This window comes from Deltaproteobacteria bacterium (assembly GCA_029210625.1).
Lineage (GTDB): Bacteria > Myxococcota > Myxococcia > SLRQ01 > SLRQ01 > JARGFU01.
The window spans coordinates 31,458-57,128 of record JARGFU010000020.1; the positions used below are offsets into that span (position 1 = coordinate 31,458).

Here is a 25,671-nt window from a genome sequence, read left to right on the forward strand (position 1 = left end):
GCACCCTATCAGGCGCCACTGCATCCCCCAAGGTGCGGGATGGCTACAGATCGTAGCGTCGCAGCTTACGATCGAGGGTCGGCCGCGAGATGCCCAGCCGCCGCGCCACCCGGGCCTTGCGCCCTCCCTCGGCCTCCATCGCCGCCCGGATCGCCCGGACCTCCAGGGCCTCGACCCGCTCGGAGAGCTGTCCACCGGACGGGCTCTCACCCTCCTCCGTGCTGGTGGAGGGGAGGACGAGCGGCTCGCCCCGCGGGGTGGCGCGCAGGGCCGCCGCCGCGAAGGCCTGGAGCTCCAGCAGGTTCCCGGGCCAGCGCCGCTCCCGCAGCGCCCGGTGGACCGCCGGGCCGAAGGACGGCACCTCCCGGCCGCGGGAGAGGGCCTCGGCCCGGAGGAAGGCCTCGAAGAGCCCCCCCACGTCGAGGTCGCGCTCGCGCAGGGGGGGCACCCGCGAGGCCGAGACCCCGGCTGCCTTCAGCCTCCGCACGATCGCCCGGGGCGGATCGGGCGCCCCCTCGCCTTGCTCGTCCAGCAGGATCAGCCGGGTCGGCAGATCCACCGGCCGCTGGCCGGCCTCGCGGACCCCGGTGCCCTGCTCGATCACCTCGAGGAGGCGGCGCTGCAGGGGAACCGGCAGGCCGGCGAAGCCCCGCACGACGCAGCTGCCGCCCCGGCAGCGCTCCAGGAGCCCCGGGACGATCGACTCGCCTCCCTCGCTGCCGAAGAGCACGGCCGCCGGATCGCTGCCCGGCCGCGGCGAGAAGAGGCCCAGGGGTCGCGCCGCGCCGGGGTGCCGCTCGTGGGCCAGGCAGGCCAGCAGGGTGCGCCCGGTGCCCGGCTCTCCCTTCAACCAGAGGGCCCCACCCCCGCTCGAGATGCGCAGGACCTCCTGCGCCACCCCGCGCAGGGCGGCGCTGTCTCCGAGGAGCGTCGGGCTCTCGGGATCGATCCCCCGGCGGAGGAAGTCCGCCTGCAGCCGGCAGCGCTCGCGCTCGGCCACCCCCGAGAGGGCCAACCCGCCGAGGGCGGCGAGGGTCGCCAGGGCCGCGCCCGCGCGCGGCGACTCCTCCTCCAGGTTGCACTCGGCGAGGATCAGGCCCTGCGCGCCGCGGGCGTCGACGATGGGAGCCAGGAGGAGGCGGGCCCGGGTCGCGGGCTGGTGCTCCTGATCGCGCACCGCCCTCGAGGGGCCCCGGTCGACGACCTTCTGGACCAGGCGCCGCTCGTCCAGGGTCTCCCGCAAGAGGGTGGCCGGCAGGGCGATGCCGGGCAGGCCGACGATCACCATCGGGGAGACCGCGCCGCTCCCGTCGTCCACCTGCAGCACGGCGACGCCCCGGGCGTGGACCAGGCGCATCGCCTCCTCGGCGAGGACGCCGGCGACGCCCATCTCGCTGCGCATCGCCTGGAGGCGGCTGGAGGCGGCGCGCAGCTCGTCCTCCCAGCGCCGCCCCGGCCGCTCGGCGCCGACCGGCTCGCTCTCCACCACCGCGATCTCGTCGTCGAGGAGGAGGAGGCCCCCGGAGAAGCGCGCCGGGTGGAGGCGGGTGCGAGGCTCGTAGACGAAGAAGGTGCGGCCGATGCGGATCCGGTCCCCGGGACGAAGGGTGTTTCGCCCGGTCGCCCGCTCCCCGTTCAGGAGGGTCCCGTTGCGGGAGCCGAGGTCCTCGAGGATGACCTCGCCCTCGTCGATCAGGACCCGCGCGTGCACCCGGCTGGCCCGGTCGTCGTGGATGCGGATCCCGCAGCCGGCCGAGCGGCCGATCTCCAGGCCGTCCGTGACCTCCACCCTCGTCCCCGCGCGGGGACCCGACGCCACCAGGATCGCCGGCATCAGAACTCGTAGCGGACGGCCAGCCCCAGCTGGTAGAGGGTGCCGCCGAAGGTGTAGTCGATGACCCCGTCGCTCCCCTTGTCCACCTCGCGGGTCGAGAGGAGCATCACCTGCCCGGCGAGGTCGACGGTCACCGGCCGCTGGAAGACCGCCAGGGGATCGTCGAAGGTGATCCCCAGCCCCGCGGAGAGGACGTGGGTCGAGGCGTCGAGGTAGTTGGTGCGGTGCACCTGGTTGGGCACCGGCGTGGGCCGGTAGGCGTAGCCGCCGCGCAGCCAGAGGTTCTCGCTCAAGGGGTGCTCCACCCCGAGGCGGGGCGTGAGGTTGTCCACGAAGCCCGGCGAGATCGGCACGCAGGCGGTGGCGCCCCCGGTGGTCGACTCGAGGAGACGATCCGAGCAGAGATCGAGCACGCTCCCCAGGCCCAGCCCGTCGAGGATGGGGCCGCCGGTGTCCATCACGACGGTGACCTCCGGGCTCGGCGCTCGCTGCCAGACGCCGTAGGTGAGATCGGCGGAGATGCGGGTCTTCGTCGAGGGCACCTCCCAGGAGAGCCCGATCCCGAGCTCGTGCGGCGACCAGAGGGCCGTCCCCTGCAGCCGCAGGTCGAGGTTGCCGATGTCCTCCATCACGATGTTCGCCGGCACCTCGTACTCCAGGCCGATCTCCTGGCGGAAGACCAGCCCCGCGGTGAAGCCCGCGAAGGGGCCGACGGTGATGCCGGCGACGAGCGCCTCGGTCGTGCGCAGGGAGATGACCATCTCGCGCTGCTGGACCTGCCGGGAGAAGAGGTCCACGGCGACAGTGGTGTCCCCGCCGAAGCGGGCGAGCACCTGGAGGCCCACCCCCACCGAGGCGAAGTCACCCAGGCGAACGGCGACGGCCGGGATGATCACCAGCTTCTGAGCGCTGGCCTGGTAGAGGTAGAAGGAGGGCTTGGGGGAGTCGACGGTGTGGATCCGCACGATGTAGCCGTGCGGCAGGGTCAGGGCGACCCCCAGCGAGATCCGGTTCTTCACCTTCCCCCCCAGGGGGAAGAGGATGCCGAGGGTGTACTGGGCGAAGTCCTGGGGGAAGACCGGCGCCTCGTCGTCGTCGAAGTGGTAGTTCAGCTCGTCGACCTTCAGGCTCGGGCGCACGTACTGGAGGCCGAAGCCGAAGGTCACCCGGGTGCGGCTCGTGAGGAGGGCCGGGTTGTAGAAGGCGGCCGAGGCGTCGTCGGCCTCGGAGATCTGGGCCCCGCCCATGGCCACGGCCCGCGGGTTGAAGCCGTAGATGGAGAGGGGACCGGCGGCGGCGGGCATCGCCACGCTCGCCGCGAGGAGGAGCAGGAGCCATCTCATGGATCGTTCACCTGTTGCTGACAGCCGCCGAGCATCGCGTCGAGGATCGCCACCGCCTCGGCGGGCACCGGGCTCTCCAGCACCTCGACCACCAGGGGATTGAGCAGCCGGGCGTTCTCCTCCATCAGGAGGATGTCGATGGTCCGGGCCAGGGCGTCGCGCAGGTCCTGATCCTCGGCGAGGTCACCGAAGATCTCCCGCGTCGCCCCCATCAGGCTGCCGTTCGGATCCAGGTCGAGGAGGGCCTGGAGGGTCTCGACCAGCTCGTCGAGGCCGATCGAGTTCGCCGCCACCGAGAGGTCGTAGAGCATGCCCAGGATCACGTCGTCGGGGTCGGCCACGGCGTGGCACTCCAGGAGGCCCTGCATCGGCTGGACCATCGAGGGGGTGCGGGCCGGATCGAGGATGTCCATCAGCACGCCCATCGCCACGCGCAGGTCCCCCTCGAGGCCGTTGTCCGGGTAGGTCGAGGCCACCGAGGGGTAGACCAGGTCGTTCATCATCTGGTCGAGCTCGGCCGGGTCGAAGCTGCCGCTGCGGATGATGTCGAGGAGCAGGCGCCCCAGCGCCACGAAGCCGTCCCGGCCGACGTCGCTCTGGATGTCGATCGAGTCGAGGAAGCGCTCGGCGTCCGGGTTGCGCAGCAGGCGCAGGATCGCGTCGAGCGCCGCGCCCGCGTTCTGGGGATCGAACCAGGCCAGGAAGGCGTCGACCACCCCGACGAAGTCGTCCCCCCCGCAGCGGCGGACCACCGTGCGCAGCACCGGCAGGTCGGCGTAGCGGTCGCCCGACACCTGGGGGAAGCCGCCGTCGATGTAGCGGAAGATGTCGGCGATCAGCGGGCCGAGATCGAGGAAGGCCTGCTGCATCACCAGGTTGCCGGTCTCGGTGCGCTCGAGGATCAGGCGATCGAGGGCGCGCCGGACGATGCAGAGGCGGTTCACCCGCGCCAGGCCGTCCTCGCTCGGCGCGCAGTAGCCGGGATCGCCCGGACCGGAGTCGGGATCGATCTCCGGGGGATCGGTGGCGAAGTCGATGAGGGTGACGAAGACCTCGGCCAGCAGCACCCCCATGGCCGGGGTCTCGGCCCGGGGGTCGTTGCAGGAGGCCGGCTGCCCGTTCATCGTGCAGGCCGAGAGGGACTCCTCGATCACCGTCCGCAGACCGGCGAAGCGATCGGCGGCGAGCATGCCGTAGAAGGCGGGCGCGAGCTCGTGGGGCGCCAGGCAGCCGAGCTCCTCCACCGGGGGTGGCTCGGGCGCGTCGACGTTCTCGGCCCCGCAGGGCGCCGCGCCGAGGAGAGCGACGACGAGGAGCGTGAGCGCGAGCCCTGGCCAGATGCGAGCGATGGACCTCCCCATGGATCGAGAGGGTATCGTCGCCCCGGCTGCCGTGTCGACCGCTCCCCTACCCCTCGGAGGGCTCCTCCCCCGGATCGGAGGGCAGCCGGACCTCCGGCAGCGGATCGGGGTCGTCGATCTGCCAGTAGTCCCCCCAGAGGGTCTTGCCGCCGTCGAGGGTGATCACCTGCCCCGTCATGTAGGCCCCGGTGGGCCCCGCGAGGAAGATCACCGCCCAGGCGACCTCCTCCATGGTGCCCAGCCGCTTCTGCGGGACGAAGGTCTGCAGCCCGCGGATCCACTCCGTGCCGAAGGGGTAGCGCTTCAGGCCGCTCGAGGCGATGTAGCCCGGCGCCACCGTGTTGATCCGGATGCCCTTGCCGGCCCACTCCACCGCCAGGGTCCGGCTCATCCCCTCCACCCCCGCGCGGGCGGCCACCGAGTGGGCCATGCCCGGGAAGGCGCGGGCGGTGAGCATGGTGATGTTCACGATCGCGCCGCCGTGCTCGAACATCCAGGCGTCAGCCGCCCCCCGGGTCATGTTCCAGGTCCCGGTGAGGTTGGTCTGCACCACCGCGTCCCAGCCGCCCGGGGTGATGGTCTCGGCCGGGGCGAAGAACTGACCTCCGCCGTTGTTCACCAGGCAGTCGATCCGCCCCTCCTCCTCCACCACCGAGGCGCAGAGCCGCGCCACCGAGTCGCGGTCCCGGATGTCCACCGGGAAGCCCCGCACCCGGCCGCCGCTCTCCTCGGCGAGGACCTCGGCGGCCCTCGCCACCTTCTCCTCCTTGCGAGAGGCGATCACCACCTGCGCGCCGAGGGTGGCCATCTCCCGGGCGATCACCGCGCCGATGCCCGTCGCGCCGCCGGTGACGATCACCACCTGGTCGGCGAGGAGATCCTGCCGGAAGGGGCTAGCCATCGTGCCGGGAGACCTGCCAGTCGGCGGACCAGTCGGCGGGGAGGTAGTCGCCGGCGAGGACCTGCTCCGGCCTCACCCACTCCACCCGCCCGCAGCGGCTCTCGAGGGTCCTCCACGCCCCCTGCCCCTTGCGCCGGTAGCGCAGCGTGACCTCGGCCAGGGAGCAGTGGGCGTTGTAGCGCAGGGTCCCGTCCGGATCCCGGTAGCAGACCCGCTGCCAGGCGATCCCCTCGGGGGCCCGCACCTCGGCCTCGACCTCCACGCCCTCCCCCGCTCCGGAGAAGGTCCAGCGGCCCAGCTGATCCTCGGCGCGGTTCGCCCGCGGGCCCACCAGATCGTGGAGGCGGTTCAGGCTGAAGATCTCTCCCTCGGTCCGCAGGCAGAGGGTGGTCAGCGGCCCCATGGTGAGCGCCTCCAGGCAGGTCTCGCCGTCGCCGAAGCCGTTGCACTGCATCCAGGTCCAGCCCCGCGCCGTCCGCCGGCTCGCCGTGTGGCCCTGGTGGCCGGGCGCGCGCTCGAGGGTGTAGCGCCGGTCGCCCACCTGGACGTGGCCGTCGACGCGCAGCGACTCGTTGACGCTGCGGTGCCGGGTCTTGCCGAGCGTCCCCATGATCCCGTTGACGGTCGCGTTGCGGATCAGGGTCCAGCTGAAGGGATCCGGCTCGTAGCGCAGGTCCCAGGAGATCTCGCCCAGGGGAGAGTCGAGCCGGCCCTGGTTGTGGTCGTCGCCGATCTCCCCGAGCCCATCCGGCGCCCGGTAGAGGAAGGGCTCGTTGTCGATGTACACGTGGTCGGCGTTCAGGCGCCGGCTGACGAAGAAGCCCGCGGTGGGATCCTCCCGGTCGGTGATCCCCGCCCAGATCCTCCCCTCGCGCTCCCCCTCCACGGTGCGGTCCAGGGTGAAGCGGAACCAGAAGGCGAAGCTCCCGTCCTCCGGCCCCGCGAGGCCGTACCACTTCTCGGTCGACCCTCGGGGGTCGCCGGAGGGCCAGGGGAAGTCCGCCGCGTTGCCGAGAGGATCGTAGACCGCTGTCATGCCATCACCCGCGCAGCTCGGCTCCGGTCGCGGCTCGCAGGTCCTCCAGGGAGATGTCGGGAGCACATTCCACGACCTGGAGCCCCTCCGGCCCCACGTCCAGAACCCCCAGGTCCGTGATGATCCTGTCCACCACGCCCTCGGCCGTCAATGGGTAGGTGCAGCGCTCGAGGATCTTCGGCTCGCCGCTCTTGGCGGCGTGCTTCATCAGCACCAGCACCCGGCGCGCGCCGGCGGCCAGATCCATCGCCCCGCCGATGCCCATCGTGCGCCCGCCGGGGATCGTCCAGTTCGCCAGGTCGCCGTTCGCCGCCACCTGCATCGCGCCGAGGATCGCCAGATCGACGTGCTTGCCGCGGATCATCGCGAAGGAGAGGGCCGAGTCGAAGGTCGAGCCCCCGTCCACCACCGTGACCGTCTGCTTGCCGGCGTTGATCAGCTGCGGGTCCTCCTCCCCCTCCACGGGGAAGGGGCCCATGCCGAGCAGGCCGTTCTCGCTGTGGAACCAGACGTCGGAGTCGGCGCCGAAGTAGCCGGCCACCAGGGTCGGCAGGCCGATGCCCAGGTTCACGATCATCCCCGGCGCGATCTCGTCGGCGGCCCGGCGGGCCATGTCGTCGTTGCTCCAGGGCATCGTCAGCTCCCCTCTACCTTGCGCACGGTGCGGTACTCGAAGGGATCCTCGTGCTCGGGCACGTGGACCAGGTGGTGGACGAAGATCCCGGGCAGGTGGATGTCGTCGGGATCCAGCTGGCCGAGCTCGACCAGCTCGTCCACCTCCACCAGGGAGGTCTCGGCGGCGGTCGCCATTACCGGCGAGAAGTTCCGCGCGGTCCGCCAGAAGCGCAGGTTCCCGAAGGGGTCGCCCACCCGGGCCCGGATCAGGCTGAAGTCGGCGTGGAGGGCCTCCTCGAGGAGGTGCTTGCGCCCGTCGAAGATGCGGGTCTCCTTCCCCTCCTCGACCACCGTGCCAGCGCCGGTCGGCGTGTAGAAGGCGGGGATCCCGGCCCCCGCCGCGCGCATCCGCTCGACGAAGGTGCCCTGGGGGATCAGCTCGACCTCCAGCTTGCCCTCGGCCATGAGGCGGTGCTGATCCTCGTTGTTGCCCACGTAGGTGCCGATCACCTTCCGCACGATGCCCGCGCGCAACCAGGTGGCCAGGCCCATGCCGAGGTTCCCGGCGTTGTTGGAGATCAGGGTGAGGTCCCCGACCCCCTTGCGCACGACGGCCTCGATCAGGGCCTCGGGGTTTCCACAGAGGCCGAAGCCCCCGACCATGATCCGCGCGCCGCTCTCGATCGGGGCGACGCAGGCGTCGGCGCTCTCCCGGACCTTGTCACGGTGGCGCCCCATCCCGGCGATGCTGTTCATCTCGCTGCAGCTCCTTTCGCCCGGTGTTCTACTTCAGCGCCCAGGGCGGCACCACCTGAACCACCCGCCCCTCCCCGGCCCCCGGCGCGACCGCGGCCCGGGCGCAGGCGGCGAGGTAGCGCTGGGCGAGCCGGGCGGCCTCGGGCAGCGGCGTTCCCCGGGCGAGGAGCGCCGCGAGGGCCGCCGCGTGGGTGCAGCCCCCACCCCGGGTCCCGGGCCCCGGGGCGCGGACGACCCGCATCCGCTCGACGCCCTCGGCCGTGACGAGGAGGTCCTCGGGGTCCCCCTCCCGGTCACCCCCGGTCAGGAGCACGGCGCCGGTGCCCGCCTCCAGCAGGCGCCGGGCGGCGGCCAAGCAGGCGCCCTCGTCGGGCAGGGCCTCACCCGCCAGGGCCTCGAGCTCCCGGCGGTTGGGCGTGGCCACCCGGGCCAGGGGCAGGAGCCGCCCGGCCAGGGCCCGGGAGACCTCCTTCCCGCTCATCTCGGCGCCGGTGCTGGCCGCGACGATGGGATCCACCACCAGCTGCGGCCGGGGCTCCGCGGCCTCCAGCACGCCGGCGAGGACCTCGACGATCTCGACCGTGGGGACCAGGCCCACCACCAGCGCCTCGACCCCGGGATCCTCCAGGATGGTCTCGAGCTGCTCGGCCACCAGCGCCGGCGGCATCGGGAAGACCCGGCGCACCTCGGTCGTGGACTGCACCGTCACCGAGGTGACCACCATGGACCCGTGGCAGCCGAAGGCCGCGAAGGTGCGCAGATCCGCGGCCAGGCCCGCGTAGCCGGCGCTATCCGTCCCGCCGGCGCTGGCGCAGCGAGGCATCGCGCCGCTCATCGCCCCGCTCCGCGCCGGCCGCGCTCGACCAGCGCCTGCAGGACCGAGCCCTCGACGACCCGGCCGCGCAGGGCGGGATCGATCGCGGCCTCGGCCAGGGCCGCGGCGATCTCCCTGCCGGTGCGGGGGGCCCAGCGATCCGCCAGGCGGCGGATGCCCGCCCTCCGGGCGGCGCCGATCAGGCCGCCCGAGACCCGCGCCGCCAGGCGCTCGGCGGGCCGCTCCTCCGGCCGGTCCTCGCCGCTGATCACCGCGGGGCGCAGGACCGTGAAGGGCTGCCCGCTCTCCCGCAGGGCGGCCTCCATCCGGGCCCGGGCGCCGTAGTAGCCCCGGGTCGCCCCGGCCCGCACCCCCACCGCGGAGAGGTAGACGTAGCGCGCGTCGGGCGCCACCCGGCGGCAGGCCTCGAGGAGGAGGAGGGAGCAGCCCAGGTCTACCCGCTCGTAGGTGTCGGCGCCTCCGGAGGCGCGCCTTCGGGCCCGGGTGGTCCCCAGGAGGGCGAAGACCGCGTCGGGGCGGGCCGCCCCCAGGGCCGCGTCCAGGGCCTCCGGGGAGAAGGGAGCGAGGGCCAGGCGCGCGCCCCGCGCGCTCCAGGGGCCCTCCAGCGCCTCGCGGGAGAGCGAGTCGGGGCGCAGGTGGGCGGTGACCTCCCAGCCGCGCTCGAGCCCCTCCTCCACCAGGGAGCGGCCGGTGTAGCCGGAGGCGCCGGCCACGAAGATCCGGGGCGGGCTCATTCCGAGAGGCGCTTCATCACCGCCTGGAGATCCTGCCAGGCCTCCCGCTTGGCCGCCGGGTTGCGCAGGAGGTAGGCCGGGTGGAGGGTCGGCATCAGGGGGACGCCGGCGTAGGTCGCCCAGCGACCCCGCACCCGGGTGATCCGGGCCTGGTAGTCGCCCAGCAGGCTCTGCACCGCGAAGCGGCCGAGGCCGACGATCACCTTCGGCTGGAGGGCCGCGAGCTGCTCCTTCAGGAAGGGCTCGCAGGCGGCGACCTCGGCGGGCTCGGGATCCCGGTTCCCCGGCGGCCGGCACTTCACGACGTTGCAGATGTAGACCTGCTCCCGGGAGTAGCCCATCGCCTCGATCATCTTCGTGAGCAGCTCCCCGGCCCGCCCGACGAAGGGCTCCCCCCGCCGGTCCTCCTCGGCCCCCGGCCCCTCACCGACGAAGACCAGGTCGGCCGCGGGGTTGCCCACCCCGAAGACGAGGTTGCGGCGCCCGGCGTGCAGCCCGCAGCGCTCGCAGTCGCCCAGGCGCTCGCGGATCGCCCGGAGGGCCTCCGAGCCGACGCCGTGCTGGTAGCCCTGCGGGCCGCTGCCCGCGCCGGGGCCCCGCGGGGCCTCCGGGCGCGCCGACCTCGGCTCGGACCCGGGCGTGGGGGCCCTGGCCGCCTGCCGGGGCGCGGGCGCCGGGGTCGGCGCCGGGGCCGGGGCCGGGGCCGCCGCCGCTGGCTCGCCGGACGCGGGGATCCGGCCGAGGCCCGCCCGCAGCCGCCAGAGCAGGTGCGCCTCCAGGCGCTCCTCGATGGTCCGCGAGCCGCTCACGCCCGATCCCTCCACCAGGCCGCCACCCGGTCCAGGATGGCCTCGGCGAGCCGCCCCTTCTCCTGCCGGGGCAGCGCGGTCTCCCCCTGCGCGTCGACCAGGGTCGCGACGGAGTCGTCCGCCGCGAAGGCCCCCTCGGGGCCGTCCACCCGGTTGGCCACGACCAGGTCGAGCCCCTTGCGCTCGAGCTTGCTCCGGGCGTTCTCCACCAGCCGCTCGGTCTCGGCAGCGAAGCCCACCAGGAAGGGTCGATCGCCCCGGCCCGCCACCGCCGCCGAGAGCCGGGCGAGCACGTCGGGGGTGCGCACCATCTCGATGGAGCGGCGCTCGCCGCTCTTCTTCACCTTCTCGGGGGCCCGCTCGGCGGGCCGCCAGTCGGCCACCGCGGCGGCCGCGATCATCACGTCGATCTCCCCGGCCCGGGCCTGCACCAGGGCGTCGAGCTCCTCCGCGGATTCGAAGGGGTGCAGCTCGATCCCGGCCGGGACGGGCAGCGCGGTGGGCCCGAGGCAGAGCTCGACCCGGGCGCCCCGCCGCCGGGCGGCCGCCGCCAGGGCGAGGCCCATCCGGCCGCTCGAGGGGTTCGAGAGGAAGCGGACGGGATCCAGGTACTCCCGGCTGGGCCCGGCGGTGATCAGCACCCGGGCGCCCTCGAGGTCGAGGGCGGCCAGCCCCCCCAGGAGGGCCTCGACCAGGGCCGCCTCGTCCTGCCCGCCGGGGAGGAAGGTGTGACCGGCCCCGGCCAGGGCGCGTCGCGGCCCCGCGAGCCAGGCCGGCTCGGGATCCGGCCCGCCCGCCTCCACCAGGACCAGCGGCGCCTGCCTGCCCGCGCCGCTGGCGATCGGCCCCAGCCAGCCCCCGCCCGAGGCCAGCGCGGCCAGGGTCGCGGCGTCGGCGCCGAGGACCATCCGCCCGGCGAGCACCGCCGGCCAGCGCTCGGGGGGCGTCAGCCGGGCCCCGGGGCAGGCGATGTGAAAGCTGCGGCGGGGCACCCAACGCTCGAGCTCGGGGTCGAGGGCCAGGTGGAGCGCGTGCCCCCCCTCGAGGAGGCGGCGCGAGAGGCCGAGCGCCCTCCAGGCCTCCGGGCCCGCCACCACGGCCAGGCCCAGCTCGGCGGGCCGGGTGGCCCGCGCTGTCCTCTCGGCGCCCATGATCAGAGGTGCCGCTCGATCCGCTCGAAGAGCTCGAGGCGGTCCTCCATGTCCTGCAGGTAGTCCATCCGGTCCGACTCGATGGTGACGACCTCGGAGAGATCGTAGCGCTCGAACCAGTCCTCGTAGAGGCGGTTGAGGCGGCGCAGGTAGGCGATGGGGATCTGCTGCTCCTCGGGCCGGCCGCGCTGGCCGATCCGCTTGCGGATCGTCCGGACCGGCGCCCGCAGGTAGATCATGATGTCGGGCGGCTGCAGGGAGTCGCTCACGACCTGGTAGAGCTCCTGGTAGGTCTTCCAGTCCCGGCCGGTGATCTTGCGGGTGAGGTGGAGGTTCCGGGCGAAGATCTCCGCGTCCTCGTAGATCGTCCGGTCCTGCACCACGGTCCCGTCCTCCGCCTCCAGCTGGCGGTGAAGGCGGAACTTGTGGGTGAGGAAGTAGACCTGGGAGTGAAAAGCCCAGGCCTTCATGTCCTCGTAGAAGTCCTTGAGGTAGGGGTTGCCCTCGTTGGGCTCGAAGAAGGGCTTGAGCCCGTAGCGCCGGCAGAGGAAGTTCACGAGCTCGGTCTTGCCCGCGCCCATGTTCCCGGCGACCGCGATGAACTTCTTTCTGGCCACGATGCTCCCTGCTATCACCCCTTCCGGGCCCTCGAAAGGTGTGGTACCGCGACCCCTTGCAGAGGCCCGTTTTTTCGGGCCTTCCCGGCGTCCCCGGGCGCCGCCCCGACTCCAGATGAAGCACCTCCTGCGAACCACTCCGATCCTGCTGGCCCTGACGCTGGCCGCCGGCTGCGCCCACGGCCGGGCCGGCAAGGGCAGCCCGGCCGAGCAGCAGGCCGCCCGCCTCGAGGCCGGGCAAGAGGCGCTGCGGAAGGGGGAGCCCGAGAAGGCCATCGAGCGCTTCGAGAAGGCCCTCGCGGTCGACGACGCCTCGGCCCTCGCCCACCGCAAGCGGGTCGAGGCCTACATCCGCCTGGGCCGCACCGCGGAGATCGTCGCGATCTACCGGGCCCGCGCGGCTCGCGAGGGCGACGCCTACGGCCGCTACGCCCTGGCCCTCGCCCTCTATGCCAGCGCGACCACCCACGCCGACGAGGCGCTCGCCCTCCTCGAGGCGGCCGGCGCCCTGAAGCCCCAGGAGGCCGAGTTCCCTTACCGGCGGGGGGTGATCCTCCTCGACCGCGAGACCTACCCCGCCGCCATCGAGGCCTTCGAGCAGGCCGTCGCCCTGGACCCGGTGCGCACCGCCTACCGGGTGCCCCTGGCCCTGGCCCTCCACCACGCCGGCCGGCAGGCCGAGGGGATGAAGGTGCTCTCCGACCTGCTCACCCTGCACCCCACGGCCGAGGAGGTGGAGAAGGCCCGCAAGGTCGCCGAGGACCTCTCCGGCCGCTTCACCGGCGTCCCCGAGGCCGCCCGCCAGCGGATGGATCTCGCCATCGGCTGGCTGGAGCAGGCCGACGTCCCGCAGAACGCCATCGACCTGCTGCGCGACGTCCTCCAGGAGTTCCCCGACCTGGCGATGGCGCACGCCCTCCTGGGGCTCGCCTACCAGCGGATCGACAGCGCCGGCGAGGCCCTCGTGCACTTCCGGCGGGCGATCGAGATCGACCCCGAGGCGGCGCTGCCGCACCTCTACCTGGGCAACTTCTACCTGGGCAAGGACCGCCACGCCGAGGCGGTGGAGGAGTACGAGACGGCCCTGGTCCACAACCCCCTGCTCCTCGCGCCCCACCAGATGCTGGCCGAGATGGCCGTGCAGCGAGGGGATCAGGAGCGCGCCGAGCGGCACCTGCGGGCCTGGAGCCTCCTCGCGCCCGGCACCACCCGGCCGATGCTGGCGCTGGCCCGGATCTTCACCCGGGCCGGCCGGGTCGCCGAGGCCGAGGCCGAGCTGCAGCGGGTGCTCGAGCTGGAGCCGTCCAACATCGAGGCCCACCTGGGCATGGCCGCGGTCTCGGTCCACCGCTTCTCGAACGCCAAGACCAAGGGCGAGCGCAAGCAGTGGAAGGAGACCGCCGAGACCCACCTCGACGCGGTCTCCGACGTGCAGCCGGAGAACGCCGCGGTGAAGACGCTGCGCAAGCGCCTGGGCAGCTGACCTTCGCGATGTGGCAGCTCCTCCCCGCCCTGCGTGAGCTCGTCGAGGGGCGCCAGACCGGCGCCCTGGCCACCGTCGTGCGCGCCTCGGGCTCGGCCCCCCAGAAGCCCGGGGCCCGGCTCCTCCTGCGGGAGGACGGCTCCACGGTGGGAACCGTCGGCGGGGGCACGGTCGAGGCCCGCGTGCTGGAGCACCTCGAGGCCTGCCTGCGGACCGGCAAGGCCGGGACGATCAGCTTCGACCTGGTCCGCGATCTGGGCATGTGCTGCGGAGGCAGCATGGAGGTCTTCATGGAGCGCATCGAGGCGCCCGATCGGCTCGTCCTCTTCGGCGCCGGCCACGTCGCCCAGCCCACGGCGAGCCTCGCCCGCTCGGTGGGCTTCGCCCCGGTGATCGTGGACGAGCGCGAGGACTGGAACACCCCCGAGCGCTTCCCCGGCGCCGAGCACCTGCTCCTGCCCCCGGCCGAGGCCGTGGAGCGGCTCGCCCTGCGGGACGACGACTGGATCCTGATCATGACCCACGAGCACCGCCAGGACGAGGAGGTGCTCGAGCTCTGCCTGCCCCGCCCGCACCGCTACCTCGGGATGATCGGCAGCAAGCGCAAGGTCTTCCAGACCCTCCAGCGGATCGCCGCCCGCGGGCCCCTGCCCGAGCTCGGCCGCCTCCACGCCCCCATCGGCGCCCCCCTGGGCGCGGTGGGGCCGGAGGAGATCGCCGTCAGCATCGTCTCGGAGCTCATCGCCCTGCGCCGGGGCGCCGCGCTGCCCGGGATGAGCGTCACCCACAGCCCCCGGCTCCAGCAGGTCCTGGAGGGCGCCCTGAGCCCCACCGACGCCGCCCGGGAAGAGGGTTGAGCGTCCCGCACGGGTGGCTCTATCCTTCTAGGTCCGACGTGATCCCCTCCTCCCCGAGCCAGTCCGGCAGCTACCCTGCCGTCCACGCCAGCTCCGACATCCCCGGACGCTGGATCGACCGGACCAGCCCCTACTTCGTGCACCGGATGGTGATCCTGGGGAGCTGGCTCGCCCTCTCCCTCGTCTGCGTCCTCTGGGCCACCAGCGGTGGGGAGGAGAACGATCTCTCCGCCCGGGTGATGGTCGTCGACACCGGCTTCGGGATCGCGGTCAGCGTGCAGAACGAGAGCGACGAGGTCTGGACCAACGTCCAGCTGCAGCTCGAGCCAGGGGGCTGGATCTACCGCAAGCCGGCCTTCCGCCCCAACGAGCGCTTCTCGGTGCAGGTGCAGAAGTTCGAGGCCGTTGGACCGCAGGGGCCCCGGCACCCCGAGCAGAACTTCAAGCCGAAGCTCGTCCGGGTGGTCACGGAAGAGGCGACCTACCAGAAGCCCTTCTAGGCCTCTCGCCTACTTGTTGCGCTCGCCCGCGGCCTCGTTGCTCTGACGGAGCTGCTCGATGAGGTTCTTCATCTTCCGGCGCTCATCGGCGGCGGCGAGGATCTTCTCGACCTTCGAGAGGACCTCCTTGATGTCATCGAAGGGCTTGAGGATGTAGCCCCGGGCCCCGAGGTCCATGGCCTCGATGGCCGTCTCCAGGGAGGCGTAGGCGGTGATCATGACCGCCTCCGGGCCGGACTCCATCGCCCGCGCCTTGCGGACGATCTCCATGCCCGAGTCGTCGGGGAGGTTCTTGTCGGTGATCACCAGATCGAAGCCCCCCGTCTCCATCTGGGAGATCCCCTCCGAGCAGGTCATGGCGATCGAGACGTCGTAGCCCGCATCGCGCAGCAGCTCGCCGAGCACGATGTTGACCGCGTCCTCGTCATCCACCACGAGAATGCGCTTGGGATCCGCCATTGCTCCTCCTAGGCCTCCGGCTCCGCCAGAGGGATGTCCATTACCATAGCCGTGCCCATCCCTTCGAAGCCCTCGAGGGGAACCTCGCTCGCGGACAGGATCTCGAGCCCGCCGCCGCAGGCGTCGAGGATCTCCTTGACGATGGGCAGGCCGAGCCCGGTGCCCCGCTCCGGGCCCTTGGTGGTGAAGAAGGGCTCCAGGATCTTCGCCCGGACCTCCTCGGGGATGCCGGGACCGGAGTCCACGACGTAGACCTTCACCCGCCCCGGCTCCACCTTGCCCACCACGAGGACCCGCCGATCGTCCTGCCCCTCCACCGCGTCGGCGGCGTTGGTCAGCAGGTTCACCAGCAGCTGCTGGCCGCGGACGGGGTCGAGGGCCACCAGCGGCACCTCGTCGGGGAAGCTCACCTGCACGTCCACCCGGGCCTTGGCCAGCCGGTGATCGACCAGCATCAGCACGCTCTCGACCACCGCGGGCAGATCGGCCCGGGCGTCGGCCTCACCGATCGACTGCCGGGCGTAGTTGCGCAGGCGCACCACCAGCTGCTCCAGCACGATCGCCTGCTCCTCGATGAAGGCGGCGCGCCGCTGGGCGCCCTCGTCCGCCTCGAGCTGGGCCTTGAGCATCTGGGCGAAGGCCTTGATCGCCAGCAGGGGCTGGGCCACCTCGTGGGCGAGGGAGGCCACCTCCTGCCCCAGGTCGGCGAGCTTGGCCGACTGGATCAGCATGGAGCGGCAGCGCTCGAGCTCCTCCCGAAGCTGCTCCACCTCACGGGGTGTCGGGTCGGTCGTCACTCCCAGATGTTCCCTTCGGTCGACACTTTCAGCTTCAGGGCCTTCTGCGGCTCATCCTTGCGGACGACGGTCGGCGAGTCAACGCGCTCGATTCGCCCGCTGAGGTCCTCGGCGATCACCGAGAAGTGGTTCTCCCCCTTCTTCAGCGGCAGCGTCCGCTCGAAGGAGCCGTCGGGGCCGACCTCCACCGTCTGTCCGCCGATGCGCAGGGTGGAGCCCTGGCCGGTCATCCCGGTGAGGACGACGGCGTCCTCGGTGGTCTCCCCCTCCGGCCACTTCACCCGGAGGAAGACCTGCGCCGGGATCGCGACCGGGTTGCTCGGCGCCGCGTCGGGCAGCGCCACGGCCTGCTTGCCGGCCGCCACGGTCACCCGCTCGCCCTTCGCGACCAGGTCGACCTTGCCCGACTCGGTGGCGACGCCCAGGAGGCCCTCCCGGCTGGCGACCACCTGGAAGCGGCCACCCTGGGTCTCGGCGCGCGCGTCACCCGTCGCCGCGGAGAACTCGTAGGCCTTGCTCTCCTGGCGGGGGATGTCGGCGGCCACGCGACCCTCGGCGATGACGAAGCGGCTCTTGCTCTCGTCATCCGCGGCGACGGTCACCGTCGAGTTCGGCTTCACGGCTAGCTTCGAGCCGTCCTTCGCACGGAACATGCCCCGGCTGAAGGCGCCGGTGCGCAAGACCGCCCCCTCGCCCAGCACGTCTCCGGTCTCGAGCTTCTTCCAGCTGCCGTCCTTCTGGCGCACCTCGACCTGCCCGATCAGGGACTCGACCTGCAGTCCACCGGTGAGGGCGCCCTCGCCGCCCTCGCCGCCCGCCCGATCCCGGGTGGTCGCCATCGAGGGCCAGGCCAGCAGGGTCGCCGCCAGGGCCACCACGGTGACGACCACGCAGGTCCCGGTCCAGATCTTGGTACCGCGCGCGCTCATCCCGACATTCTAGCCCAGGAAGGGTCCGTGGGTCAGGATTCGCCCCTGCCGGCGGCCCGCAGGGGGAGGCGCAGGCGAACCTCGGTCCCCTCCCCCTCCGTGCTCTCGATGGTGATCCGCCCCCCGTGGGACTGCAGGGTCTGGTGGGTCACCGAGAGGCCGAGGCCCGGGCTGCGCCAGTCCGACTTCGTGGAGAAGAAGGGCTCGAAGACCCGGGAGAGGTTCGCCTCGGGGATGCCCACGCCGTCGTCGATCACGGCGATCACCCCGAAGTCGCCCTCTCGATGGGCCGTGACCGAGATCCGCCCCGCCTCCCCCACCGCCTGCCGGGCGTTGGAGAGCAGCGCGAGGACCGCCTCCTGGATCTGGCCCAGGTTCCCCTCGGCCAGCAGGGGCTGGTCTCCGGCGTCCACCTCGAGGGTGATCCCGGCCTCCTCCATCGTCGAGCGGCGGAGGCTGACCGCGGACTCCACGGCCTCGCGCAGGTCGAACTCGACCCGGCTCTCGCGCTCGCCCTGCTCGGAGAAGCGCAGGAGGTTCATGGTGACGTCCCGGCAGCGCTTGGCGTCCTTCTCGATCCGCTCCAGGAACTTCCGCTCCGGATCCTCGGCGCCGCGCTTGGCGAGCATCAGCTGGGCCATGCCCAGGATGCCGGTGAGGGGGTTGTTCAGCTCGTGGGCCACCCCGGCGCCGAGCTCGCCCACGGCCGCGAGCTTGCGGCTCTGGAGCAGCTGGGCCTGGGCCACCTTCAGCTCCTCGGTGCGCTCGTCGACCCGGTCCTGCAGCTCGCGGTTGAAGGCCTCGATCTCCTCCTGGGAGACCTCCAGGGCGCTGGCCATGGCGTTGAAGGCCGTGGCCAGATCCTGGATCTCGCCCGGCCCTCGCGCCTCGGCGCGGGTGGAGAGATCCCCCGAGGCCAGGGAGGCCGCGCTCTCGGAGATCTGCACCACCGGCCGGCCGATCTTCCGGCCGAGCCCCAGGCCCATGGCCACCGCCACCAGGAGGGCGAAGGCCAGGATGCCGGCGATCCGCAGCAGCAGGCGGTTCGCCTCGGCCAGCGCCACCCCCCGGGGCCGCTCGACCACGGCGACCCAGTCGATCCCTCGCAGCCGGGCCGTGGTCCCGACCCACTCGGTGCCGTCGTCGGCCACCACCGGCGTGTCGCTCTCCAGGTAGGCGTCGATCCTCGGCCGGTCGGTGCCGAAGAGGGCGCCGTCCGCGTGGGCCAGCACCCGGCGCTCACGGTCGACGATGAAGGCCACGCCCACCTCGGCGTGGGGCACGTTGGCGACGATCTCCTGCAGGGGAGTGAGGATCAGCTCCACCCCGATCACCGCGTCGAGCTGACCCGGCAGGTGGGCGGCCATCGCCACGCACATGGTGTGCTTGCGCTCCACCAGGTAGGGCCTCCCGATGGCCAGGCCGGTCTTGCGGGCCTCGGCCAGGGGCAGCTTGCTGCGGAAGCGCAGGAGGTCCTCGGAGTCGGCGGGCAGGCGCTGCCCCTGAGCCTCCGCCTCGCTCAGGTAGACCTCGGGGAGGATCGAGCTGCCCTCGGCGTCGTAGAGGCCGACGATGTCGACCTCCTCCAGCTGCCGGTAGATCAGCCGCAGCGCCCCCAGCCGCGCGCGGTCATCGAGGGAGTCGAAGTCGATGACCTCACCGGTGAGGCGGAGCCGCTCAGTGACCTCGTTGAGCCAGAGATCGGCGGCGCCGGCGACGCCGCCGACCGTGCTGCGCTGCACGGCGATCGCCTGCTCCTCCAGGGAGCTGCGCGAGAGCAGGGCAATGCTGCCTCCCACGAGAAGGAGAGGCACCGTCGCCGCCAGACCCAGCGCCAGCGCAAGCCACTGCCAGAGCCGCACGCCAGGGATCCTAGCTCGATTCCCGCCTCGAAGGGTGACGGGAGTTCGGGAAGGGCCGTACTAGACGAGCTCGATGATGGACATCGGCGCGTTGTCGCCCTGGCGCCGCCCGACCTTCATGATCCGGGTGTAGCCACCAGTGCGCTCGGCGTAGCGAGGGCCGATCTCCTCGAAGAGCTTCTTGAGGACGTCGCTGTTCTGCACGTCCCGGAACGCCCGACGGCGGGCGGCCAGGTCACCCTTCTTGGCGAGGGTGATGAGCTTCTCCGCCACCCGCCGCAGGTCCTTGGCCTTGGCATCGGTGGTCTGGATCCGCTCGTGCTCCAGCAGCGAGGTCGCCATGTTGCGGAACATCGCCTTGCGATGGGAGGCCGTACGGCTGAACTTACGGCCAAGCTTCTTGTGACGCATCGTCTCTACCTCTGAAAACGACTTGGGGGGGAGAGATCCTAGTCGCCAGACTTCGGCGGCGGGAGGCTCTCGGGCTTCATGCCCAGCGAGAGGCCCATCTCCGCGAGGATCTCCTTGATTTCCTTGAGCGACTTGCGACCGAAGTTCTTGGTCTTGAGCATGTCGGCCTCGGTCTTCTGCACGAGGTCGGCGATGGTCTTGATGTTGGCGTTCTGCAGGCAGTTCGCCGACCGCACCGAGAGCTCGAGCTCGTCCACCGAGCGGTACAGGTTCTCGTTGACCTCGGTCTCGCCCGTGTCGGCCTCGGGCTCGGGATAGGTCGCGGCCTCCTCGGTCTCATCGAAGTTGATGAAGATCGCCAGCTGCTCCTTGACGATCTTGGCGGCGTAGGCCACCGCGTCCTGAGGCACCACGGAGCTGTCGCTCCAGATCTCGAGGACGAGCCGGTCGTAGTCGGTCCGCTGACCCACGCGCGCGCTGGTCACGTTGAAGTTGACCTTCTTGATCGGCGAGAAGAGCGAGTCGATGGGGATGGTCCCGATCGGCTGCCCTTCCTTCTTGTTCTGGTCCGCGGGCTGATAGCCGCGGCCCCGGCGGCAGGTCATCTCGATGACGGCCTTGCCACCCTCGGCGATGGAGAAGAGGTGGTGACCCGGGTTGAGGACCTCGACGGTGGAGTCATGGATGATGTCACCGGCGGTGACGTCCTTGGGCCCCTGAGCCTCGATCCGGATGGTCCGCTCCTCGAGGGTGTCCATCCGCAGGAGGACCTCCTTGAGGTTCAGGATGATGTCGGTGACGTCCTCGACCACGTCGGGGATCGTCGCGAACTCGTGGTCCACGCCCTCGATGCGCACGGAGGTGATCGCCGCCCCCTGCAGGGAGGAGAGCAGCACCCGCCGCAGGGCGTTGCCGAGGGTGAGGCCGAAGCCCCGCTCGAGCGGAGCAGCGACGAACTTCCCGTAGGTGCCAGAGAGGTTGTCCTGGTCGACCACCAGCCCGCGGGGCCGGAAGAGATCGCGCCAGTTCTTTGCGGTAACGACATCAACCATGATGCTTGCCTTTCGCGACCCTCCCCTGCACTGACCTCGTGCAGGACCATTCGGCCGCCGTAAGAGCAGGAATTTCTACTGCGACTGCTTTCGACTACTTCGAGTAGAGCTCGACGATCAGGCTCTCCTGGATGGGCATCGTGATGTCCTCACGCGCCGCCGGAGAGATCACGGTGCCGGTGTAGGCCGCCGCGTCCAGCTCGATCCAACCAGGGACGCCCCGACGCTCGACCGCCTCGAGGGCGGCGTTGATCCGAGCGACCTTCTGGCTCTTCTCCCGGACGGTGATCTTCATGCCGGGCTTGGTCTGGAAGGAGGGGATGTTCACCTTCCTGCCGTTCACCCGGAAGTGCCCGTGGCGCACGAACTGACGCGCCTCGGTGCGGGTGTCGGCGAAGCCCATCCGGAACACCACGTTGTCGAGGCGATGCTCGAGGAGGCGCAGGAGGTTCTCGCCGGTCTTGCCCTTCTTGCGAGCGGCCATGGCGTAGTAGTTGCGGAACTGCTTCTCGAGCAGCCCGTACATCCGCTTGACCTTCTGCTTCTCGCGAAGCTGGACGCCGTACTCGGAGAACTTGGTCCGCGCCTGGCCGTGCTGGCCCGGCGGATAGGGGCGACGCTCGATGGCGCACTTGTCGCTGTAGCAGCGGTCACCCTTCAGGTACATCTTCAGATTCTCGCGCCGGCAGAGCCGACACACCGATTCCACGTAGCGTGCCATGACGACCTTCTAGACGCGGCGCCGCTTCGGGGGGCGGCAGCCATTGTGGGGGATGGGGGTGACGTCCTTGATGAGGGTCACCTTCAGACCAGCGGCACCGACGGCGCGCATTGCCGACTCGCGGCCAGCACCCGGTCCGTTCACCATGATCGCGACCTGCCGGACGCCGTGCTCCATGGCCTTGGAGCAGGCATCGCCGGCGGCCACCTGGGCGGCGAAGGGCGTGCTCTTTCGAGAACCCTTGAAGCCCTTGGAGCCGGCCGAGGACCAGGACAGGACGTTGCCCTGCTGATCGGTGACCGAGATGATCGTGTTGTTGAACGTCGCCTTCACGTGGACCACGCCCACGGGCACGTTCTTCTTGACGCGCTTGCGCCCTTTCTTCTCCGCCATGGATTCGACCCTTTACTTCTTCTTGCGCGCGACGCTGCGGCGAGGGCCCTTGCGCGTGCGTGCGTTGGTGTGAGTGCGCTGACCACGAACGGGCAAGCCCTTCCGGTGGCGCAGGCCGCGGTAGCAGCCCAGGTCCATCAGACGCTTGATGTTCATGTTGATCTCGCGGCGAAGATCGCCCTCGACCTTGATCCCAGCCTCGATGGCGTCACGGATCTTACGGACATCGTCGTCACCGAGGTCCTTGGTCCGGGTGGCCGGATCGACTCCGGCGCGCTCGCAGATCAGACCGGCGGTGTGGTCGCCGATGCCGTAGATGTAGGTGAGGGCGGTGCTGACTCGCTTCTCGCGAGGCAGGTCGACCCCTGCAATACGTGCCACGGTAAAACCTCCAGAAAAACCGGGAAACTAGCCCTGACGCTGCTTGTGGCGGGGATTCGCCGAACAGATCACGCGCACCACGCCTTTGCGGCGGATGATCTTGCAGCGGTTGCACATCTTCTTGACGGACGCTCGAACCTTCATCTCGTCCAACTCCAAATCCGTGGGAAGCGCGCCTAATTAGCAGGTGGGAACGTCCGACGCAAGCCGTCAGACAGCACCCAGTGCCTCGGCGATACGCTCCGCAATCTCCTCGATCCCGCCCACGCCAGGGACGCGGGCGAGCACTCCTCGCTTCTCGTAATAGGCCTCAAGAGGGGCCGTCTGCTGGTGGAAGGTCACCAGCCGCTGCTGGATCGCCTCCGCCTTATCGTCTTCGCGCTGGCTCAGCGCGCCCCCGCATTTATCGCAAGTATCCGGATTCATTGGCGGATCAAAGGCCACGTGGTAGCCCGCGCCACAGGCGGCGCAGGTCCGCCTCCCCGAGAGGCGCTCGATGATCGCGTCATCCGGCACCTCGAGGCAGAGCACCCGATCCAGGGCCTCTCCCCGCTCGGCGAGCAGGGCGTCGAGGGCCTCGGCCTGGGGGAGGGTCCGGGGGAATCCGTCCAGGATGTAGCCGGCGGCGGCGTCCTCCTGGGCGATCCGCTCCTCGACGATCCCCACCACGACCTCGTCCGGCACCAGCTGGCCGCCGTCCATGTACTCGGCCGCCTTCAGCCCCATCGGGGTCCCCTCCGCCTTGGCGGCCCGGAGGATCACTCCGGTGGAGACCTGGGGGATGCCCAGGCGCTCGCAGATCCTCACGGCCTGCGTGCCCTTGCCGGCCCCCGGGGGCCCAAAGAAGACGAGTCGCACGGTCGAAGACCCCTAGGCGGCCCGCCGGGTCCGACCCCGGATGCGCGGACCGCTCGGGCCGGTGAAGCCCTCATAGTGCCGCGTGATGAGGTGGGACTCGATCTGCTGCACGGTGTCCAGCCCGACGCCGACGATGATCAGCAGGCTGGTGCCGCCGAAGTAGAAGGGCACACCGTAGCGGTTGATGAGCAGGGTCGGCAGGACGCAGACCGCGGCCAGGTAGAGGGAGCCACCGAAGGTGATCCGGGAGAGGACCCGATCGATGTACTCGGCCGTCTTCTTGCCCGGGCGGATGCCGGGGATGTAGCCGCCGTACTTCTTCAGGTTGTCCGCCACGTCCACCGGATTGAAGGTGACCGCGGTGTAGAAGAACGCGAAGAAGACGATCATCAGGACGTAGAGGCCGTTCCCGGTGAAGGTGTTGAGGTTGAAGACCTCACCCACGTAGCTCATCCAGGGGAAGATCCCCTCGAGGGTCTGCGGGAACATCAGCAGGGACGACGCGAAGATCGGGGGGATGACGCCGGCGGTGTTCACCTTCAGGGGAAGGTGGGTGCTCTGGCCGCCGTACATCTTCTGGCCGACCGCCCGCTTGGCGTACTGCACCGGGATCCGGCGCTGCGCCCGCTCCATGTAGACGATGAAGCCGGTCACCACCACCATGAAGCCGACGAGCAGCACCAGGGTGAAGGGATCGAGCTGCTGGGTCGAGGTCGTCATCCGCCAGGTGCTGAGGATGGCGTCGGGCAGGCCCGCCACGATACCCGCGAAGATCAGCAGGGAGATGCCGTTGCCGATGCCGCGGTCGGTGATCTGCTCGCCCAGCCACATCAGGAAGCAGGTGCCGCCCGTGAGCGTGAGCACCGTCATGGCGCGGAAGCCCCAGCCGGGGTTCGGCACCACGAGCTCTCCCGCGTCGATCTGGATGCCCTCGAGCATCGTGGCGATCGCCACACCCTGGATGATCGCCAGGAGGATCGTCCCGTAGCGGGTGTACTGGGTGATCTTCTTCTGACCGGCCTCGCCCTCCTTCTTCAGCTTCTCGATGGCCGGCACGACCACCGCGAGCAGCTGCAGAATGATGGAGGAGGAGATGTAGGGCATGATGCCCAGGGCCATGATGGAGAGCTGCTCCAGCGCTCCACCGGAGAAGAGGTTGAACATCCCCAGCAGGCCACCGGTCGAGCCGACGTACTTCTGCATCACGACCCGGTCCACGCCGGGCACACTGATGAAGATGCCGACCCGATAGACAGCGAGCATCGCCAGAGTGAAGGCGATCCGATTACGCAGCTCGGTGATGCGGAAGATGTTCAGCAGGGCGTTCATCATGCGAGCAAACCTCTCGGTTGGAGGGCTTCGCCTTGTCGCTACTCGGCAGCTGCGCTCTTGGGAGCCTTACGGGGCAGGTCCACGAGCTCCACGGTCCCGCCCGCGGCCTCGATCTTGGACTTGGCCGCGGCGCTGATCTTCTGGACACGGACGGTGAGCTTCTTGGAGATCTCACCGTTGCCCAGGATCTTCACCCCGTCCTCGATCTTCCGGACCATGCGGGCCGCCTTCAGGCTGTCGAGATCGACGGTGTCGCCATCGTTGAAGCGACTGTCGAGGACCGCGACGTTGAAGACGTTGTAGACCTTGCCGTCGTGGTGGAAACCGAACTTCGGCAGGCGACGCTGGAGGGGCATCTGCCCGCCCTCGAAGCCCGAGTTGTTCATGTTGCCCACGCGGCTCTTCTGGCCCTTGTAGCCACGGCCGGCGGTCTTGCCGAGCCCGGAGCCGGGGCCCCGGCCGACGCGCTTGCGACGCTTGTTGGAGCCCTTGGGGGCCTTGAGGCTGTGCAAGTTCACTTCGAAACCTCCTCCACCGCGATGAGATGCCGAACCTTGTCGATCATCCCGCGGGTGGGGCCATCATCCTTGAGGACCCGGCTCTTGCCGATCTTGCCGAGCCCGAGCCCCTTGAGGGTCTCGAGCTGGCGCACGGTGGAGCCCGAGCCAGACTTGATCTGAGTCACCTTGAGAGCCATCGAACTCAAGCCTCCGCTTCCTGGGCATCGGCCTCGGGGGCGGCCTCGTGCTGAACGCGAACGTTCATCTGGGGATGCTCGATACCGGAGAGGACCTCGGCGACGTCCTTGCCGCGGATCCGGGCGATCTCGGCCGGCGAGCGAAGGCGCATCAGGCCCTGCATCGTGGCCTTGACCACGTTGTGGGGGTTCCGCGAGCCCTGGCTCTTGGTCAGGATGTCGCGGATGCCCACGGCCTCGACCACCGCGCGCACCGGGCCACCGGCGATGACGCCGGTACCGGGGGAGGCGGGACGGAGGAGGACGCGGCCGGCACCGAAGATGCCGAGCACCTCGTGCGGGATCGTGTTGCCCACCAGCGGCACGGAGACGAGGCTCTTCTTGGCCCGCTCACCGGCCTTCCGGATCGCCTCGGGGACCTCGTTGGCCTTGCCGGTGCCGACGCCCACGTGACCATCCGCATCCCCCACGACGACGAGCGCGGTGAAGGAGAAGCGGCGGCCGCCCTTGACGACCTTGGCGACGCGGTTGATGTGGACGACGCGATCCGAGAGATCGAGGTCGTTCGGATTGATTCTTTCGTTGATAGCCATCTAGAACTCCAGACCCGCCTCACGCGCGGCCTCGGCAACAGCCTTGACCCGCCCGTGGTAGAGATAACCGCCCCGGTCGAAGACCACCGCCTTGACGCCCTTCTCGGAGCAGCGCTTGGCGACGGCATCACCGACGGCCTTGGCGCGAGCGGTCTTGTCGCCCTCGGCCAGCGCCTTCTCCCGAGAGGAGGCGAAGGCCAGCGTCACACCGGCGTCGTCGTCGATGACCTGGGCATAGATGTGCTTCAGGCTCCGGAACACCGCCAGGCGCGGACGCTCGCTCGAACCCCGAATCTTCTTGCGAACCCGACTCTTCCGATGCAGCCGAGCGTTTTCCTTCTTGGTCGCCATGAC

31 protein-coding genes are annotated in these 25,671 nt (G+C 70.9%); 3 read left to right on the forward strand and 28 right to left on the reverse strand.

Translation table 11 applies throughout. The features are described 5' to 3' along the window. Window positions 1-43 precede the first annotated feature (43 nt). The 12 genes from P1V51_18125 to P1V51_18180 are packed head-to-tail and all read right to left on the reverse strand — an operon-like array spanning window position 44 to window position 11,992. Window positions 44-1,834: an FHA domain-containing protein gene (locus tag P1V51_18125; GenBank protein ID MDF1564966.1), complete on the reverse strand. Its 1,791-nt coding sequence runs from the start codon at window positions 1,832-1,834 to the stop codon at window positions 44-46. Next, entirely contained in the window at window positions 1,834-3,177 is a 1,344-nt protein-coding gene (locus P1V51_18130) for an outer membrane protein transport protein (GenBank protein MDF1564967.1), read from the reverse strand. Before P1V51_18130 ends, P1V51_18125 begins: the two co-directional genes overlap by 1 nt. Next, window positions 3,174-4,538, reverse strand: a complete 1,365-nt coding sequence (locus tag P1V51_18135; protein MDF1564968.1) for a hypothetical protein — start codon at window positions 4,536-4,538, stop codon at window positions 3,174-3,176. The genes P1V51_18130 and P1V51_18135 overlap by 4 nt, the downstream gene beginning before the upstream one ends. Window positions 4,539-4,584: 46 nt before the next feature. Then, window positions 4,585-5,439 (reverse strand): SDR family oxidoreductase, encoded by an 855-nt coding sequence (locus P1V51_18140; GenBank protein ID MDF1564969.1) that lies wholly within the window; start codon window positions 5,437-5,439, stop codon window positions 4,585-4,587. Beyond that, a complete protein-coding gene (locus P1V51_18145) occupies window positions 5,432-6,475 on the reverse strand; it encodes a hypothetical protein (protein MDF1564970.1) in 1,044 nt (347 codons plus the stop codon). Before P1V51_18145 ends, P1V51_18140 begins: the two co-directional genes overlap by 8 nt. 4 nt (window positions 6,476-6,479) lie before the next feature. Beyond that, a complete protein-coding gene (locus P1V51_18150; GenBank protein MDF1564971.1) occupies window positions 6,480-7,109 on the reverse strand; it encodes a 3-oxoacid CoA-transferase subunit B in 630 nt (209 codons plus the stop codon). Window positions 7,110-7,111: 2 nt separating this feature from the next. Beyond that, window positions 7,112-7,846: a CoA transferase subunit A gene (locus P1V51_18155; GenBank protein ID MDF1564972.1), complete on the reverse strand. Its 735-nt coding sequence runs from the start codon at window positions 7,844-7,846 to the stop codon at window positions 7,112-7,114. Window positions 7,847-7,874: 28 nt separating this feature from the next. Then, a complete protein-coding gene (locus tag P1V51_18160) occupies window positions 7,875-8,669 on the reverse strand; it encodes a hydroxymethylpyrimidine/phosphomethylpyrimidine kinase (GenBank protein ID MDF1564973.1) in 795 nt (264 codons plus the stop codon). An 8-nt stretch (window positions 8,670-8,677) separates the two neighbouring features. Beyond that, complete coding sequence (locus P1V51_18165; GenBank protein ID MDF1564974.1) at window positions 8,678-9,415, reverse strand: NAD(P)H-binding protein; 738 nt, start codon at window positions 9,413-9,415, stop codon at window positions 8,678-8,680. After that, window positions 9,412-10,224 carry a uracil-DNA glycosylase gene (locus P1V51_18170; protein MDF1564975.1) on the reverse strand — a complete coding sequence of 271 codons (813 nt, stop codon included), beginning with the start codon at window positions 10,222-10,224 and terminating at the stop codon, window positions 9,412-9,414. The genes P1V51_18165 and P1V51_18170 overlap by 4 nt, the downstream gene beginning before the upstream one ends. Then, a complete protein-coding gene (locus P1V51_18175; GenBank protein MDF1564976.1) occupies window positions 10,221-11,375 on the reverse strand; it encodes a phosphopantothenoylcysteine decarboxylase in 1,155 nt (384 codons plus the stop codon). The genes P1V51_18170 and P1V51_18175 overlap by 4 nt, the downstream gene beginning before the upstream one ends. Before the next feature lie 2 nt (window positions 11,376-11,377). Then, entirely contained in the window at window positions 11,378-11,992 is a 615-nt protein-coding gene (locus tag P1V51_18180; GenBank protein MDF1564977.1) for a deoxynucleoside kinase, read from the reverse strand. 115 nt (window positions 11,993-12,107) lie between these two features. On the opposite strand from P1V51_18180, the gene P1V51_18185 reads away from it, so the two are divergent. From P1V51_18185 to P1V51_18195, 3 genes are read left to right on the forward strand one after another with little or no spacing between them, the layout of a single operon-like run. Then, window positions 12,108-13,475 carry a tetratricopeptide repeat protein gene (locus tag P1V51_18185; protein MDF1564978.1) on the forward strand — a complete coding sequence of 456 codons (1,368 nt, stop codon included), beginning with the start codon at window positions 12,108-12,110 and terminating at the stop codon, window positions 13,473-13,475. 8 nt (window positions 13,476-13,483) lie between these two features. Next, a complete protein-coding gene (locus tag P1V51_18190) occupies window positions 13,484-14,332 on the forward strand; it encodes an XdhC/CoxI family protein (protein ID MDF1564979.1) in 849 nt (282 codons plus the stop codon). Between the two features lie 38 nt (window positions 14,333-14,370). Beyond that, entirely contained in the window at window positions 14,371-14,832 is a 462-nt protein-coding gene (locus P1V51_18195) for a hypothetical protein (protein ID MDF1564980.1), read from the forward strand. Window positions 14,833-14,841: 9 nt separating this feature from the next. Here P1V51_18195 and P1V51_18200 read toward each other — a convergent pair whose 3' ends face one another. The 16 genes from P1V51_18200 to rplR all read right to left on the reverse strand — a co-directional run bounded on the left by P1V51_18200 (window position 14,842) and on the right by rplR (window position 25,668). Then, entirely contained in the window at window positions 14,842-15,291 is a 450-nt protein-coding gene (locus P1V51_18200; GenBank protein MDF1564981.1) for a response regulator, read from the reverse strand. Between the two features lie 8 nt (window positions 15,292-15,299). Then, window positions 15,300-16,061 carry an ATP-binding protein gene (locus P1V51_18205; GenBank protein ID MDF1564982.1) on the reverse strand — a complete coding sequence of 254 codons (762 nt, stop codon included), beginning with the start codon at window positions 16,059-16,061 and terminating at the stop codon, window positions 15,300-15,302. Between the two features lie 23 nt (window positions 16,062-16,084). Continuing rightward, window positions 16,085-17,017: a FecR domain-containing protein gene (locus tag P1V51_18210; protein ID MDF1564983.1), complete on the reverse strand. Its 933-nt coding sequence runs from the start codon at window positions 17,015-17,017 to the stop codon at window positions 16,085-16,087. A 32-nt stretch (window positions 17,018-17,049) separates the two neighbouring features. Further along, on the reverse strand, window positions 17,050-18,879 hold the full coding sequence (locus P1V51_18215; GenBank protein MDF1564984.1) for a sensor histidine kinase: 1,830 nt from the start codon (window positions 18,877-18,879) through the stop codon (window positions 17,050-17,052). Window positions 18,880-18,939: 60 nt separating this feature from the next. Beyond that, entirely contained in the window at window positions 18,940-19,290 is a 351-nt protein-coding gene (gene rplQ / locus P1V51_18220) for a 50S ribosomal protein L17 (GenBank protein ID MDF1564985.1), read from the reverse strand. A gap of 38 nt (window positions 19,291-19,328) precedes the next feature. Then, window positions 19,329-20,342, reverse strand: coding sequence for a DNA-directed RNA polymerase subunit alpha (locus P1V51_18225; GenBank protein ID MDF1564986.1), 1,014 nt, complete (start codon window positions 20,340-20,342; stop codon window positions 19,329-19,331). 94 nt (window positions 20,343-20,436) lie between these two features. Continuing rightward, window positions 20,437-21,063: a 30S ribosomal protein S4 gene (rpsD, locus tag P1V51_18230; GenBank protein ID MDF1564987.1), complete on the reverse strand. Its 627-nt coding sequence runs from the start codon at window positions 21,061-21,063 to the stop codon at window positions 20,437-20,439. A gap of 9 nt (window positions 21,064-21,072) precedes the next feature. After that, on the reverse strand, window positions 21,073-21,456 hold the full coding sequence (gene rpsK, locus P1V51_18235) for a 30S ribosomal protein S11 (GenBank protein MDF1564988.1): 384 nt from the start codon (window positions 21,454-21,456) through the stop codon (window positions 21,073-21,075). A 12-nt stretch (window positions 21,457-21,468) separates the two neighbouring features. Beyond that, entirely contained in the window at window positions 21,469-21,837 is a 369-nt protein-coding gene (gene rpsM, locus P1V51_18240; GenBank protein MDF1564989.1) for a 30S ribosomal protein S13, read from the reverse strand. 27 nt (window positions 21,838-21,864) lie between these two features. Next, complete coding sequence (rpmJ, locus tag P1V51_18245) at window positions 21,865-21,981, reverse strand: 50S ribosomal protein L36 (protein ID MDF1564990.1); 117 nt, start codon at window positions 21,979-21,981, stop codon at window positions 21,865-21,867. A gap of 66 nt (window positions 21,982-22,047) precedes the next feature. After that, window positions 22,048-22,695, reverse strand: coding sequence for an adenylate kinase (locus tag P1V51_18250; GenBank protein MDF1564991.1), 648 nt, complete (start codon window positions 22,693-22,695; stop codon window positions 22,048-22,050). A gap of 12 nt (window positions 22,696-22,707) precedes the next feature. After that, window positions 22,708-24,027 carry a preprotein translocase subunit SecY gene (gene secY, locus P1V51_18255; GenBank protein MDF1564992.1) on the reverse strand — a complete coding sequence of 440 codons (1,320 nt, stop codon included), beginning with the start codon at window positions 24,025-24,027 and terminating at the stop codon, window positions 22,708-22,710. A gap of 38 nt (window positions 24,028-24,065) precedes the next feature. Further along, window positions 24,066-24,545, reverse strand: coding sequence for a 50S ribosomal protein L15 (gene rplO / locus P1V51_18260; GenBank protein ID MDF1564993.1), 480 nt, complete (start codon window positions 24,543-24,545; stop codon window positions 24,066-24,068). After that, window positions 24,542-24,724, reverse strand: coding sequence for a 50S ribosomal protein L30 (rpmD, locus tag P1V51_18265; GenBank protein MDF1564994.1), 183 nt, complete (start codon window positions 24,722-24,724; stop codon window positions 24,542-24,544). The genes rplO and rpmD overlap by 4 nt, the downstream gene beginning before the upstream one ends. Before the next feature lie 5 nt (window positions 24,725-24,729). Then, window positions 24,730-25,317, reverse strand: a complete 588-nt coding sequence (gene rpsE / locus P1V51_18270; protein MDF1564995.1) for a 30S ribosomal protein S5 — start codon at window positions 25,315-25,317, stop codon at window positions 24,730-24,732. Continuing rightward, window positions 25,318-25,668: a 50S ribosomal protein L18 gene (rplR, locus tag P1V51_18275; GenBank protein ID MDF1564996.1), complete on the reverse strand. Its 351-nt coding sequence runs from the start codon at window positions 25,666-25,668 to the stop codon at window positions 25,318-25,320. It abuts the gene before it with no gap. Between the last annotated feature and the right edge of the window lie 3 nt (window positions 25,669-25,671).